This window comes from Marinobacter sp. THAF197a (genome assembly GCF_009363275.1).
Lineage (GTDB): Bacteria > Pseudomonadota > Gammaproteobacteria > Pseudomonadales > Oleiphilaceae > Marinobacter.
Genome location: NZ_CP045324.1, coordinates 2,135,167 through 2,147,764, shown reverse-complemented (window position 1 = coordinate 2,147,764; position 12,598 = coordinate 2,135,167). Strand labels below are relative to the sequence as shown.

At 54.9% G+C, this 12,598-nt stretch carries 13 protein-coding genes; 5 read left to right on the top strand and 8 right to left on the bottom strand.

Features of this window, described 5'->3' with window-relative positions; translation table 11 throughout:
• Window positions 1-10 precede the first annotated feature (10 nt).
• Complete coding sequence (locus FIV08_RS09955) at window positions 11-1,066, bottom strand: NAD(P)-dependent alcohol dehydrogenase (protein ID WP_152438208.1); 1,056 nt, start codon at window positions 1,064-1,066, stop codon at window positions 11-13.
• A gap of 177 nt (window positions 1,067-1,243) precedes the next feature.
• On the opposite strand from FIV08_RS09955, the gene FIV08_RS09950 reads away from it, so the two are divergent.
• A complete protein-coding gene (locus FIV08_RS09950) occupies window positions 1,244-1,945 on the top strand; it encodes a hypothetical protein (RefSeq protein WP_152438207.1) in 702 nt (233 codons plus the stop codon).
• Here FIV08_RS09950 and FIV08_RS09945 read toward each other — a convergent pair.
• Window positions 1,942-2,223, bottom strand: coding sequence for a YebG family protein (locus FIV08_RS09945; RefSeq protein WP_058091036.1), 282 nt, complete (start codon window positions 2,221-2,223; stop codon window positions 1,942-1,944). The two genes, FIV08_RS09950 and FIV08_RS09945, sit on opposite strands and share 4 nt — an antisense overlap.
• Before the next feature lie 154 nt (window positions 2,224-2,377).
• Here FIV08_RS09945 and FIV08_RS09940 point away from each other — a divergent pair, with 154 nt between their 5' ends.
• Both FIV08_RS09940 and FIV08_RS09935 read left to right on the top strand, forming a co-directional pair.
• On the top strand, window positions 2,378-3,841 hold the full coding sequence (locus FIV08_RS09940; RefSeq protein ID WP_152438206.1) for a malate:quinone oxidoreductase: 1,464 nt from the start codon (window positions 2,378-2,380) through the stop codon (window positions 3,839-3,841).
• Window positions 3,842-3,862: 21 nt separating this feature from the next.
• Window positions 3,863-4,324, top strand: coding sequence for a methyltransferase family protein (locus FIV08_RS09935; RefSeq protein ID WP_152438205.1), 462 nt, complete (start codon window positions 3,863-3,865; stop codon window positions 4,322-4,324).
• Between the two features lie 9 nt (window positions 4,325-4,333).
• Here FIV08_RS09935 and FIV08_RS09930 read toward each other — a convergent pair whose 3' ends face one another.
• From FIV08_RS09930 to FIV08_RS09915, 4 genes are all read right to left on the bottom strand, one after another.
• Complete coding sequence (locus FIV08_RS09930; protein ID WP_152438204.1) at window positions 4,334-5,248, bottom strand: pirin family protein; 915 nt, start codon at window positions 5,246-5,248, stop codon at window positions 4,334-4,336.
• 34 nt (window positions 5,249-5,282) lie between these two features.
• Entirely contained in the window at window positions 5,283-5,855 is a 573-nt protein-coding gene (locus tag FIV08_RS09925; protein ID WP_152438203.1) for an antibiotic biosynthesis monooxygenase, read from the bottom strand.
• A 95-nt stretch (window positions 5,856-5,950) separates the two neighbouring features.
• A complete protein-coding gene (gene ycaC / locus FIV08_RS09920) occupies window positions 5,951-6,571 on the bottom strand; it encodes an isochorismate family cysteine hydrolase YcaC (protein ID WP_152438202.1) in 621 nt (206 codons plus the stop codon).
• A 71-nt stretch (window positions 6,572-6,642) separates the two neighbouring features.
• Entirely contained in the window at window positions 6,643-7,515 is an 873-nt protein-coding gene (locus tag FIV08_RS09915) for a pirin family protein (protein ID WP_152439636.1), read from the bottom strand.
• 127 nt (window positions 7,516-7,642) lie between these two features.
• Here FIV08_RS09915 and FIV08_RS09910 point away from each other — a divergent pair, with 127 nt between their 5' ends.
• Window positions 7,643-8,560, top strand: coding sequence for a LysR substrate-binding domain-containing protein (locus tag FIV08_RS09910; protein ID WP_152438201.1), 918 nt, complete (start codon window positions 7,643-7,645; stop codon window positions 8,558-8,560).
• A gap of 27 nt (window positions 8,561-8,587) precedes the next feature.
• Here the strand turns inward: FIV08_RS09910 and FIV08_RS09905 are convergent, their stop codons facing one another.
• Complete coding sequence (locus tag FIV08_RS09905) at window positions 8,588-10,558, bottom strand: alkyl/aryl-sulfatase (RefSeq protein ID WP_152439635.1); 1,971 nt, start codon at window positions 10,556-10,558, stop codon at window positions 8,588-8,590.
• Between the two features lie 142 nt (window positions 10,559-10,700).
• On the opposite strand from FIV08_RS09905, the gene FIV08_RS09900 reads away from it, so the two are divergent.
• Window positions 10,701-11,597: a LysR family transcriptional regulator gene (locus tag FIV08_RS09900; protein WP_152438200.1), complete on the top strand. Its 897-nt coding sequence runs from the start codon at window positions 10,701-10,703 to the stop codon at window positions 11,595-11,597.
• A 12-nt stretch (window positions 11,598-11,609) separates the two neighbouring features.
• Here FIV08_RS09900 and FIV08_RS09895 read toward each other — a convergent pair whose 3' ends face one another.
• Window positions 11,610-12,572 carry an AraC family transcriptional regulator gene (locus FIV08_RS09895; protein WP_152438199.1) on the bottom strand — a complete coding sequence of 321 codons (963 nt, stop codon included), beginning with the start codon at window positions 12,570-12,572 and terminating at the stop codon, window positions 11,610-11,612.
• Window positions 12,573-12,598: the final 26 nt, after the last annotated feature.

Here is a 12,598-nt window from a genome sequence, read left to right as displayed (position 1 = left end):
CGGGTGGCAATCAGCCTTGCTTGAGCGTGTCCATATCGATCACGAAGCGGTACTTCACGTCGCTCCTTTTCAGTCGCTCGTAGGCGTCATTGATGTTGCGGATGTCCAGCATTTCAACGTCACAGGTAATATTGTGTTCCGCGCAGAAATCCAGCATTTCCTGGGTTTCCGGCATACCGCCGATCAGCGAACCGGCAACCACCCGCCTCTTCGTTACCAATAGTCCCGCCTGGAGTGCGGGCTCCACAGGCGTCAGCAGCCCTACCAGAATATGGGTGCCATCGTATTTCAGGCACTTCAGGTAAGGGTTGAGATCGTGGGCCACGGGAATGGTGTCGAGCAGGAAGTCGAAGGAATCCGCAGCGGCCTTCATCTGGGCCTTGTCTGTGGAAATGATGACGTGATCAGCACCCTGCTTCTTCGCCTCCGCCACTTTGCTTTCTGAACGGGTGAAGATGGTGACTTCCGCCCCCATGGCCTTGGCCAGCTTCACACCCATGTGGCCCAGGCCACCCATACCAAGAACGCCCACTTTATGGCCCTTGCCAACTTTGAAGTGCTTAAGCGGGGAGTAAGTGGTGATACCGGCACACAGGAGCGGTGCAGCGCTGGCCGGGTCCAGGTTTTCCGGCACGCGTACCACGAAACGATCGCTTACCACGATGTTCTCGGAATAACCGCCATGGGTGACGGTGCCATCGTGGCGATCCAGGCTTCCATACGTCATGGTGGAGCCTTCTATACAGTATTGTTCCAGCCCGGAATCGCAGGCGGAACATGTACGACAGCTATCAACCATACAGCCTACGCCGACCAGATCGCCGGGCTGGTAACGGGTAACATCCCGGCCTACGGCAGTGACACGGCCAATGATCTCGTGACCAGGAACAACGGGATACTGAGAGCCGCCCCAGTCGTTCTCGACGGTATGCAGGTCACTGTGGCAAACGCCGCAGTAATCAATTTCAATGGCGACGTCGTCTGGTCTCAGCTCACGCCGGTCAAAGGAGTAGGGCGCCAGGCCCGACGTTGGACCTGATGCTGCGTATGCGCGGGTATTGGCCATTAAAGACTCCTTGCTAAATGGTATTCCGGGTTACGGGTGTTGTTACGTTACCATCGATTTTCAGACCAGTGTACGAACAAATATTTCAATAAAAGAGCTATTTTCCCACCGGGCTCACGTTTACCCGGCGGTTAAATCATTAACGTACACGATTTACTTTATGATGAGAGGGGCTTCATGTCAGTGCGGTTGCAGGGTGCCAGTCAGTCGATCATTGTTATGGGCGTTGTCGCTCTCTGGTTTCTCTCGTTAACACCAGCTCATGGCATGACATCGGCACAACAGGCGCGCGTTCATCAGCTGGAAGCCGGGTTTCGTGACGCCGCCCAGCACGACAGGGTATGGACCAACACCTGGGCTGGCATTTACGGCGGCGCAGCCGTGGTTTATGGCGTGGTTTCCCGAAATGCATCAGATGCGGATGACCGGCTTGATGCCCGGGTGTCTGCCGTCAAATCGGTATTGGCGCTGGGCAATCTCTACCTGACCCCCCAACCCCATCGCCCTGCGTTAAAAAAGTATAGAGCGGCTGCGGCGTCAGCCGCTGATGACGCCGAGCACTTGAAACTGGCAGAAGCACTGAGGGTAGAGCTGGCCCGACAGGAACGTAGCCGGCAAGGCCTGAATGCCAGAATGCTGCCGTTTGCGGTGAATCTGGCAGCAGGTCTAACCATTGGCGTGATTGATGACCGCCCGGAAGACGGTGCCATTAACTTTGCCGTGGGCATGTTGGTCAACGAGGTCGCTATACGCACCCAGCCTGACTCAATGGCGGGGTACGGCAAACCAGTGACAGTAAACATCGGTCCGCAGCGGTTGGAAGTCGCCTACCACTGGATTGTCACACCGGCCAGTGTTGGCCTGGGCCTTCGTTTCTAGTCAGCCGGAATCTCAGCTTCAGCCAGGATCTCTGGCTTCTTCAGTGCTTTCTGGAACAGGTCCTTGTTCTCAGCAATCAGCAGGGCGCACTGCTCCGCCAGTTGCTCCGGCATATCCGGGATTTTCTTCTCAAACCAGAGCTGGATATTCTCCGACAGCTCCAGCATTTTATCGCGGGCATCAGCTTCGGCTTTGGAAGTGAAAAGCATCGAGTCGGGATTCTTGAGTGCCATTTCGAGTCCGTCGCGGTCTGAGTAGAACAAAGATTGAACAGCCATTAAGTAGATTCCTCGCTGTTTATGGATGACTGTATAAATATACAGTTCCATAGTAGCCTATTCTGATATCGTTATCGAGCCCTCTGGAATTATGTTAGGTTCTGGGAAGATATTTCAGTTAAAGACACTCAAACGGACACGGGCGGCTATCTCTATGAAAGTAACCATCATCGGCGCAGGCATTATGGGAACGACGTTTGCCATCCTGGCAAAGGAACTGGCCCCGGAGTTGGACGTAACCATTCTGGAACGCCTGGACCGCGCAGGGGCGGGTAACTCCTGGGCATTTAACAATGCCGGCACTGGTCACGAAGCCAACTGCGAGCTCAACTACACGCCGGTGGATGAAGAGGTTATTTCCGTTGAGAAAGCCCTGAAAATTCACGCCCAGTTTAACGTTGCCAAACAGTTCTGGGCCTACCTGGTTGATAAAGGCGCTATTAAAGAGCCAACCAGCTTTATCAACCAGACCAAGCATTGCACCATCGTATCTGAATCCTCCATCGAGGAGTTGAAACTGCGATTCAAAGAAATGTCGGCCCATCATTTCTTTGAGCATATGCGTTACTCCGAAGACTTTGATGAAATCAAAAGCTGGATTCCCTTCACCATGGAAGGCCGCGCACGCGATGAGAAAATGGCCGCTACCGTTATCGAAACGGGCACCGACGTCAACTTTGGCGCCTTGACTGAGCTGATGGCGGAATACGCCGTGAATCAGCTGGGTGTAAAGGTCGAATACGGTGTGCATGTTAAGCGAGTGCATCGCAGCCCGGCAGGTAGTTGGTTGGTGGAAACCCAAACCCGGGGCGAGCCGGTGCAACACCGCGCGGACGTTCTGTTTGTGGGTGCCGGCGGGGGAGCCTTTCCGATTCTGAAGAAGAGCCATCTACCTTTCGCTCGCCGGTTTACCGGGTTTCCCGTGGGCGGGCGTTTTCTGCAGGCCAGGATTACCCCGGAACAGGCCGACCAGTACCGGGCCAAAACCTATGGCAAAGCGGAGGTCGGGGCCCCGCCCATGTCGGTACCGCATCTGGATTTACGGGTGGCTGATGGCCAGCACTACCTCCTGTTTGGCCCGTTCGCTTCGTTCAAGCCCGTATTGGAAAAGGGCAGAGGCTTATTCGATTACCTCCGGGCCATGCGGCTGCACGATATTCCGGGACTGCTGAATGTGGCCCTTGAGCATTTCCCGCTGGTCAAGTATCTGATCTCCGAAACTTTCAAAGGCGATAAAAGTATGTTGGCGGCCCTCGACAAGTTTGCCCCCGGCCTGAGCCAGAAGTTTGACTGGAAGCCCATAGAGGCGGGGCAGCGGGTACAGATCATCAAGGACGGTGACTTGCAGATGGGCACAGAGATTATCGTGTCTTCCGATAAAACCTACGGCACCATACTGGGTGCATCTCCGGGGGCTTCGGTATCTCCGGAGGCGATGCTGCGGGCGCTTGAGCAGTTAATGCCCGCTATCGTTGAAAACGATGAAGCCAAAGCGAAACTGAGAGCCATGTTTCCGGAAGATAATCTGGACACGCTGATCAACAACCCGGAACGGTATCGGGAGGTGCGGGATGCTGCCAATACATCACTTGGCATTACTTCAAAACTGCCCGGTTAAAAACGTGGAAGGGAATGACAAGTGAATGTGCTTGAACTCAAGGTTCCACCGGTTATCCTGACGCTTCTCTTCGGGGCTGCGATGTGGGCCGTTTCCCGGGTGCTGCCCTCCGGTTACTTCGCCTTTCCGGGGCGGCTGGTTCTTTGCGCCGCTGTTTTGATGGCCGGTGCAAGCATCGCGTTACTGGGCGTTCTCGCGTTTAAGCGCGCAGGCACAACGGTGGATCCACGCACGCCTCACCAGACCAATAGCCTGGTGGTCAATGGTGTTTATCGCCACACCAGAAACCCCATGTACGTGGGATTTCTGGCGATTCTGGCAGCTTGGTGGCTTTATCTCGGCAGTGTGTTCGCCGCGTTGTTGCTTCCGCTCTATGTGTTTTATATGAATCGCTTTCAGATCAAGCCCGAGGAGCGGCATATGCGGGCACTCTTCGGAGAGCAATACAACCAGTATTCGGCGGAAGTTCGACGCTGGTTGTAACAGATTTTCCTAACCCGGAAGTGGGATGTACTCGTCCTCATCCCCCGGAACGGTGGGAAATCGGCCGTTTTCCCAATCCCGTTTAGCCTCTTCAATTCTCTCCTTACGACTGGAAACGAAGTTCCACTCGATAAACCGTTTACCAAGGGGCTCGCCACCAATTAGTGCGAGCCGCGTTTCTTCCAGGGCTTCAACGGTGACGCCTTCCTGCTCTGCCAGAACCGCCATGGAGAACTCGGGAATCTCCGTTCCGCCTGCCAGAAGTCGACCTTTCGCCACATAGAGCCCGCGTTCTCGGGCGTCTGGCAAGGTAAGCTTTTGGCCAGCCTTCAGCCAGGCTTCTATATACAGAGTGTCGGCAAACACCTTCACCGGAGAGGTCTCACCATAGGCGGTACCCATCATTACACGGACAGGTACATCACCTACCGACACGGAGGGAACGGTACTCTCCGGGTAGTGGTAAAAGGCGGGACCTGTTTCTTCTTCCGCCTCAGGCAGTGCCAGCCATAGCTGCAAGCCATGGAGTGTGTGGTCAGTTGCCGTGATCTCCGGGCGTTCCCGTTCTGAATGCACAATACCGTGCCCGGCCACCATCAGATTAATATCGCCCGGGCGGATGGGTTGCAGGCTCCCGAGGGAATCGCGATGCAGGATTTCGCCCTCAAACAGGTAAGTGACGGTAGCAATGCCAATATGCGGGTGAGGGCGCACATTGATGCCGTCGCCGGCAGGAAAGTGTGCAGGCCCCATATGATCAAAGAAAATCCAGGGTCCGATCAGCTTTTGGCCCACCACCGGAAGAACCCGCCGCACTGAAAAGCCGCCGAGGTCTCGTTCACGTGGTTGAAGGAGTTGAACCAAGGCGCCACATTCTTTGGTGATTGGGCAGTCGAATTCGGTTTGCGGTGAGAGATTGCTCATAATCGGCTCCAGTTTACAAATGTATTGAGGGAGATCAGCGGAACAACCAGCCCGCCAGCAGGCGAACCAGCCTTGGCATAATCAGATAAACAACGAGACCGACAATGGTAGCGGCCACGATACCGTGTTGTACGCCCCAGGTCCCCAGAACCGGTATTGAATCAAATACCGGTCTATAAACTGCCGGAACAACCATGGTTAGCGGCCAGATCACTGCCGTGGTCAGCATCCACTGTTTCCAGCGTGTAGGCTGTCGAGCAGCGGATGCTGGTGGCGTAAACCAGAAATCGATGCCCGTCTTGATCTCAACCTGCTCCTGAGATTCGAGCGCAGTACGTATCTCGCTGATCAATTCCTTCCGAATATCAGAATCTAACCACGCTTCAGCTTCGGACCGGCTGGAAAATCGTACAGAAATTTCAAAAGTGTGTTCCCCGGTAGCCGGACGAACGATATGCACGCCTTGATGACCGGGAAACTCGGCTGCCGCGTTGATGATCTGTCTTAGCCAGGTTTCATAGCGGTTTCTCTGATCGGCCTTAACAGAGTGCCGAATATAAATTGTTCTCCCGCTACTATAGTGCACGTTGGGTGTGGCGTCAGACATGGGATTACCCCGCAGCGTGATTCAGTAAGTTCGCGGTATCAGGTTGGCCAACCAAAACCCACGATCCCTGTGGGTGAAGTTGTGATTTCAGTTACTTATCCTTGCTGGGCGCCGAAGCTTTGCATCAGGTTGGCATAATGGGGCAGGTGCTTGGCCAGGATGCCGCCAAAACCTTCGATGTCGTTGCGCCAGTCACGGTGCAGTTCGCAGCCAACGCTGAACCAGTTCATCAGTTGTGCGCCGGCCTGTTCCATTCGGCTCCATGAAGCATCGCGGGTGGTCTGGTTAAAGGTGCCGGAGGCGTCGGTTACCACAAACACTTCGTAGCCTTCTTCCAGGGCAGAGAGTGTGGGGAAAGCAACACACACATCGGTCACCACGCCGGCAATCAACAGCTGTTTCTTACCGGTGGCTTTTACCGCCTTCACGAAGTCCTCATTATCCCAGGCGTTGATCTGACCGGGCCGCGCAAAATACGGCGCATCGGGGAACATCTCCTTCAATTCCGGCACCAGCGGGCCATTGGGCCCGTTTTCGAAACTGGTGGTCAGGATGGTCGGGATATCAAAGAACTTGGCAATGTCCGCCAGCGCCAGCACATTGTTCTTGAAGTCATCTGGCGAGAAATCCCGAACCAGCGACAACAGACCGGACTGGTGGTCTACCATGAGCAGAGCAACATCGTCCTTGTTCAAACGATTGTATTTAAAAGACATGTTCGTTCTCCTTTTCGTTTTTTATCAAAAACCGGCGACATTCGCCGGGGCACAGCCAATGAGCCAATTGGCTACTGGCGGTTCAGGTTGCCGAACACTCCATTCTGAAAGTCTAGAATGGCTTGTCGGATTTGCTCGTCGTTGTTCATAACAAATGGACCGTGGCCTACAACGGGTTCGTCTAAGGGCGTGCCGCTGAGAAGGAGCAATCGTGAGCAGTTGTTGGTCGCCAGTTGTATTTCGTTTCCCCGGCGCGCAAAGCTCGCCAGTTCCGCTTCTCGCATGACATCGGTGCCGTTTACCATCACCGTACCGCTCAGGACCACCAGCAGGGTGGTGTCACCCTCCGGCACGGGTAAAGACAACTCGCTGCCGGGTTCCAGATCCATATCCCAGACATTAATGGGCGAAAAGGTGTGTGCCGGCCCCCGGTGGCCCTGAAAGTCGCCAGCGATAACCCGCAGATGACCATTAACGTTGTCCAGCGATACCCGGGGAATATCCTCGTTTAGCAGTGTCTGGTAGGCCGCAGGCGTTTCTTTATGCCTGGCTGGCAGGTTTACCCAGAGCTGAACCATTTCCAGGGTGCCGCCGCTCTCCGAGAAGGCCGGAGAATGAAACTCCTCATGCACAATGCCGGAACCGGCCGTCATCCACTGCACGTCACCCGCACCAATCAGGCCGCCGCTGCCGGTGGAATCGCGGTGCTCAAGCTCGCCCTGATAGACCAGCGTGACTGTCTCAAAACCCTTGTGAGGGTGCTGGCCCACGCCACGGCGATTATCTGAGGGTGAGAAATCTGCCGGGCCTGCATAATCAAGCAGCAGGAAAGGGCTGATGTTGCTTGCGCCTTGGCGGTCATAAGAAAAAAGGGAGCGGACAGGAAATCCGTTACCGACCCAATGGCCTCGAGGTGCCGTGTAGGTAGAAAGGATTGATTTCAGCATGATGCCCCCTTTTGGAAGTAATCTTCGCCTGCAGTGCCAACAAGGCCAGCATAGGCTTGGACGGTTGGCGTGAGTAGATGGCAAAATCTATACTCACCGTTCCAATTTCAGGACGATGGCCGATATGCAGGATCTCAACGACCTCTTTTATTTCGTCAAGGTGGTGGACCACGGTGGTTTCGCGCCGGCGGGAAGGGCACTAGGCGTGCCCAAATCCAAACTGAGCCGTCGTATCGCGTTCCTGGAAGACCGTCTGGACACCCGGTTGATCAATCGTTCTACTCGACGCTTTACCATCACAGAGCTGGGGCAGGAGTATTACCGTCACTGTGTTGCCATGTTGGTGGAGGCAGAGGCGGCTCAGGAGGTGATAGATCGATCACGGGCGGAGCCCAGGGGGGTAATTCGGATGAGCTGCCCGCCAGGCTTGATCTATTTTCACGTTGGCCAGCTGTTAGTGCGCTTCATGGCCAAATACCCGGAGGTGAAAGTCGAGATTGACGCCACCAGCCGCCGGGTGGATGTCTTGAAAGAGGGGTTGGACCTGGCGCTACGGGTCCGATTTCCTCCGTTGGAAGACAGCGGGCTAACCATGAAGGTGCTGTCAAAAAGCCCGCAATGTTTGATGGCGTCCAAGGACTTCTTCAATCATTACACCAAACCTGAGAATCCGGATGAGCTGGCAAATCTGCCGAGCCTGGATTTTGAGCAATCCGATGGACGACACATTTGGTGCCTCGATGGCCCCAGCGGCGCCACCGCCCAGGTGCGGCACTCGCCGAGGCTTGTGACTGATGACGTGTTTACTCTCAGGCAGGCGGCCCTGGAAGGCCTGGGAGTGGTGCGCATGCCGCTGATTGTCGGCGGGCGAGACCTCGTAGAAGGGCGCCTGGTCAACGTGTTGCCAGGCTGGCAGCCAAGGGGTGGGATCCTTCATGCTGTTTTTCCCTCTCGTCGGGGGTTGCTACCTGCGGTCCGGGCATTGTTGGACTTTCTTGCAGAGTCCATGGATGAAGTGGACTTTTCCATTCCGACTAAGTAGCAGTGGTCCCAAGGCGACACGAGTTTCCTAGTCAACTGGCTCAATAATCGGAAAGTCGACTGACGGGGCCTCAAGCATCTGCAACAGAGCAAAAAATGCCTCCGGGGAACCCTCCACCCTGATGTCACCCGCTTCCACGGCATTCGGGAAGCTGGTTTTTTGCAGAAGGATATTGTCCAGTACGTCGCGAGTCATACTCACACTTGCATGGGCATTATCGTCCAACTCTCCCGATCTGTGCGTCAGCGTTGCATTTTCGAGGTTCAGCCTGAAATCTTCGTTCTTATCGGTGACAGACCAATTGATGACCAGGTGCTTTCCTTCGGCTCTCTCGGGGTCCAGTCTGACAGCCATGGCATCGAAGAACATACTGGTTTCCAGTGCCTGCATAAGATCCGGCTGCAAACCGGCATGTTTGGGCGTTATAACGCCATGACGTAATTCGTGGGCTCCGACAAGATAGGCGCTACGCCAGGTACCGGCCTCAGCCTGGTAACCAAGCTGCTCCAATGCGTCGGCGGCCAGTTCACGGGCTTCTCTGTTTTCTGGATTTGAATACACCAGATGCCGCATCACTGATGCAACCCACCGATAGTTACCAGCGTCAAAATCCGCGCGAGCTTTGCTGAGGACACTTTTCTCTCCGCCCATGTATTCGATTGTGCGCTTCGCTTCTTCCCGAGGGGGGAGGGGGTTCAGGTTGGCGGGGTTAGCGTCATACCACCCCATGTAGCGTTGGTAAACTCCGCGAGCATTGTGGCGAATCGTCCCATAGTAACCCCGAGCGGACCATTCCCGGTTCAGACTCTCAGGCAGTTGGAGGTTCTCGGCAATATCTCCAGGCAGCATGCCGCGGTTCATCATGCGTACTGTCTGATCATGGATATATTTGTACAGGTCCCTTTGGATCGCCAGGAAGTGTTTGATGTCATCGCGATTCCATACAGGCCAGTGGTGCTGGGCGATCAGAATGTCAGAGCGATCGGCAAACCGTACCAGTACTTTATCAATAAATCTGGCCCAGGCGCTGGCATCGCGAATTGCGGCACCGCGGATGGTATAGATGTTATGCAAGTGCTGACTGGTGATTTCGGCCGTGTTAAGTACACCAAACTGAGGGAAGTACATCATCATCTCTGATTCCGCTTCAGTTCCGTGCGCCATCTGGAATTCGATCTCAACACCATCAATGGTGAGACTTTCGTTATCCGGAACCGTATCAGTTGGAGCGATCAAGCTCAGAGGGCCGCTACCGAGTGCCTTACCCAGCCCGGTGTCGACGTGTCCTCGCTCGCCCGGTGGAAGACCGGCGCCGAACTGGTAGGTGGCACGCCTGGTCATAGCATTGCCGGCAATCACGTTCTCAGCGATCGCATGCTCCATGAATCCCTCCGGAGCATAGATCTGAACCTTCCCGGCTCGAACATCCTCCTCGTTTACAACACCTTTTACTCCCCCAAAATGATCTGCATGGTTGTGTGTATAGAGTACTGCTACAACCGGCCTCTTGCTTCGGTGCTGGTAATACAGTTCCAGGCCTGCACGGGCAGTGGCGGGTGTCAGAAGGGGATCTATGATCACCAGACCGCTGTTGCCCTCGATGATGGTCATGTTTGAGAGGTCCATATTTCGAACCTGGTACATACCTTCAACAACTTCAAATAATCCGTGAATGGCATTCAGTTGGGCCATGCGCCACAGACTAGGGTTGACGGAGTCCGGCGCTGTGTCTTGCTGCAGGAAGGTATAAGGCTCCATGTCCCAGGCCACGTGCCCCTCGTTATCCACCACCTTGCCCTGAGGCAGAGCCGCAATAAAGCCGCGGCGCGCATCCTCAAAGGATTGAGTATCGGAAAAGGGCAACTGGTTCAAAACCGACTTATTAAGCTCCGCTGTTATATCAGTTGCGGCTTTCGATGGGCTGGCCTGAATAAATGCAGGCAACAGCAAACTGGCACAGAAAGAGGCCAGAGCAAGCTTTCTAACTATGGGGCGCATAAAGAACTCCTCGTTTTGGCGGCTGAATTGTTGTTGGCAGACGGGCCCGACGCCACCTGAAGACAGTCTGAAGGGAGTCTTGATGTATATCCAATGCATAGTTTGTTGACTTAGTATGCGCTTTACGCATACAAATGCAGGAATGGATACAAGACACATTCGACATTTCCTGGCCTTGGTGGAGTGCGGGAGTTTTGCCCGCGCCTGTGAGGTCGTTCACCTGTCTCAACCTGCATTAAGCCGCAGCATTCAACAGTTGGAGCACCAACTGGGGGTGACGCTGTTCGAGAGAGGTCGGTTTGGCGTGGTGCTGACAGCTCACGGTCAGGCCGCCCTGCCTCATGTACGCGGATTACTGGCAGCAACAGAGTCGTTGCGACAGGAAGTCCAGGCAATCGATGAATTGGAAACCGGGGAATTGAATATCGGAACCGGCCCTTATCCGGCGCTGGCATTAATGGACAAGGTGTGTGCCAGGTTTGTGGATCGTTACCCGGGTATTCGACTGAATATCCGAACGGATAACTGGCAGGGGCTGCGCCTGGCATTGCTGGATCACGAGTTGGAGCTTTTCGTAGCTGATACAGGTGAACTGTCTGGGGACCCAGACTTGGACATTACTCCCTTACCACAGCCAGAGGTTATTGTTATTTGCCGCCCGGATCATCCGCTGCTCCGTAAAGCGGAATTGGTATGGGAAGATTTACTGGAGTACCCCATGGCGATGACTCATGTACCCGAAGATTTGGAGCGTGAAATTCAAGCCATGAGCGCTTCACATGGAGGGCTCAAACGCAGAATCGAATGCGACAACGTTGCTATGCTCGCAGCGATTGTCGCAGGCAGCCAGGCAATTAGCCTCGCGCCAAAGCCTGTGGTGTCAGGTTTGTTGGCCACCAGTCAGGTGACGACCTTACGTGTCACCGGAATTGAGATGCTGCGGACGCGTTATGGGGCAGTACAGCGTTATGGCAGGTCACTTTCGCCCGCTGCGAATGCATTTCGTTCCATAATGCTGGAATCGGCAAGCCAGGTCTGAACGACAGGATAATCAGAAAACAGGGTCGGGTATTTCCCACTCTCCACGAAGGAGTGTGACGTCTGCTTTGGGCGGCGCTCCAAACATGCGGCTGTATTCGCGGCTAAAGTGGGATGGGCTCTCGTAACCCACTCTGTAGCTGGCAGTAGCGGCCTCCAGGCCTTCTGTCAGCATTAGCCTTCGGGCTTCGTGCAGGCGCAGTTTTTTCTGGAACTGCAGCGGTGACATCCGGGTCACTTGCTTGAAGCTGTGATACAGGGTGGATTCGCTCATGTTCGCAGCTTCCGCCAGCTCACTGATGCGCAGAGGTTCCGCATAATGATCCTTCAGCGCCGAGATAACGGTTGAAATTCGATGAGCGTGTGTGTCGGAGGCCGCAAATCTTCGCATCCGGGAACCCATTTCACCAACCAGCACCCGGTAGATGATCTCCCTGCGCGCCAATGGCGCCAGGATGGGAATGTCCCCGGGATAATCCAAGAGGCGAAGTAGCCGGTAAAGCCCTCCCTGCAATTCTTCGCCCATAGAGGACACGCAGAGACCACACTGCATTTCCGGGCAGGACTCGCCTGGCTGGAGGGGAGGGGCTTTATCACCCATTTCCAGAACGAGCTCGGCAACCTCCTGAGGGTCTACCTTAAGCTTTGCTGCCAGATAAGGGCGCTCGTCCGAGGCCTCAATGATACGCCCCAGTACTGGAAGATGGACCGAACTGGCCAGATAGGACAGCGGTTCATACGTGATTTGGCGATCACCTAACTGGATGCTCTTGGTGCCCTGAATCACAAAGCACAGTGACGGCTCGTAAACACTGGAACCGCAGCTGGATGGCTCGTTACAGCGAATCAGTTCCAGCCCATCAATGGCAGTTCCCTGAATGCCCTGATGTGTCGTCCATTGACTGGCTACGCGGGCAAGCTGTTGTTGCAAGCTGACTGAGAGATTGCCAGCAATCTCTGGAATGATGGCCGTCATCGGTGTCCTCCCTTTCGGGGCAGTAT

Excerpts from the sequence above, each read along its gene's own strand:
- FIV08_RS09955 (WP_152438208.1), bottom strand. The coding sequence starts at position 1,066 with ATGGCCAATACCCGCGCATACGCAGCATCAGGTCCAACGTCGGGCCTG.
- FIV08_RS09950 (WP_152438207.1), top strand. The coding sequence starts at position 1,244 with ATGTCAGTGCGGTTGCAGGGTGCCAGTCAGTCGATCATTGTTATGGGC.
- FIV08_RS09945 (WP_058091036.1), bottom strand. The coding sequence starts at position 2,223 with ATGGCTGTTCAATCTTTGTTCTACTCAGACCGCGACGGACTCGAAATG.
- FIV08_RS09940 (WP_152438206.1), top strand. The coding sequence starts at position 2,378 with ATGAAAGTAACCATCATCGGCGCAGGCATTATGGGAACGACGTTTGCC.
- FIV08_RS09930 (WP_152438204.1), bottom strand. The coding sequence starts at position 5,248 with ATGAGCAATCTCTCACCGCAAACCGAATTCGACTGCCCAATCACCAAA.
- FIV08_RS09925 (WP_152438203.1), bottom strand. The coding sequence starts at position 5,855 with ATGTCTGACGCCACACCCAACGTGCACTATAGTAGCGGGAGAACAATT.
- ycaC (WP_152438202.1), bottom strand. The coding sequence starts at position 6,571 with ATGTCTTTTAAATACAATCGTTTGAACAAGGACGATGTTGCTCTGCTC.
- FIV08_RS09910 (WP_152438201.1), top strand. The coding sequence starts at position 7,643 with ATGCAGGATCTCAACGACCTCTTTTATTTCGTCAAGGTGGTGGACCAC.
- FIV08_RS09905 (WP_152439635.1), bottom strand. The coding sequence starts at position 10,558 with ATGCGCCCCATAGTTAGAAAGCTTGCTCTGGCCTCTTTCTGTGCCAGT.
- FIV08_RS09900 (WP_152438200.1), top strand. The coding sequence starts at position 10,701 with ATGGATACAAGACACATTCGACATTTCCTGGCCTTGGTGGAGTGCGGG.
- FIV08_RS09895 (WP_152438199.1), bottom strand. The coding sequence starts at position 12,572 with ATGACGGCCATCATTCCAGAGATTGCTGGCAATCTCTCAGTCAGCTTG.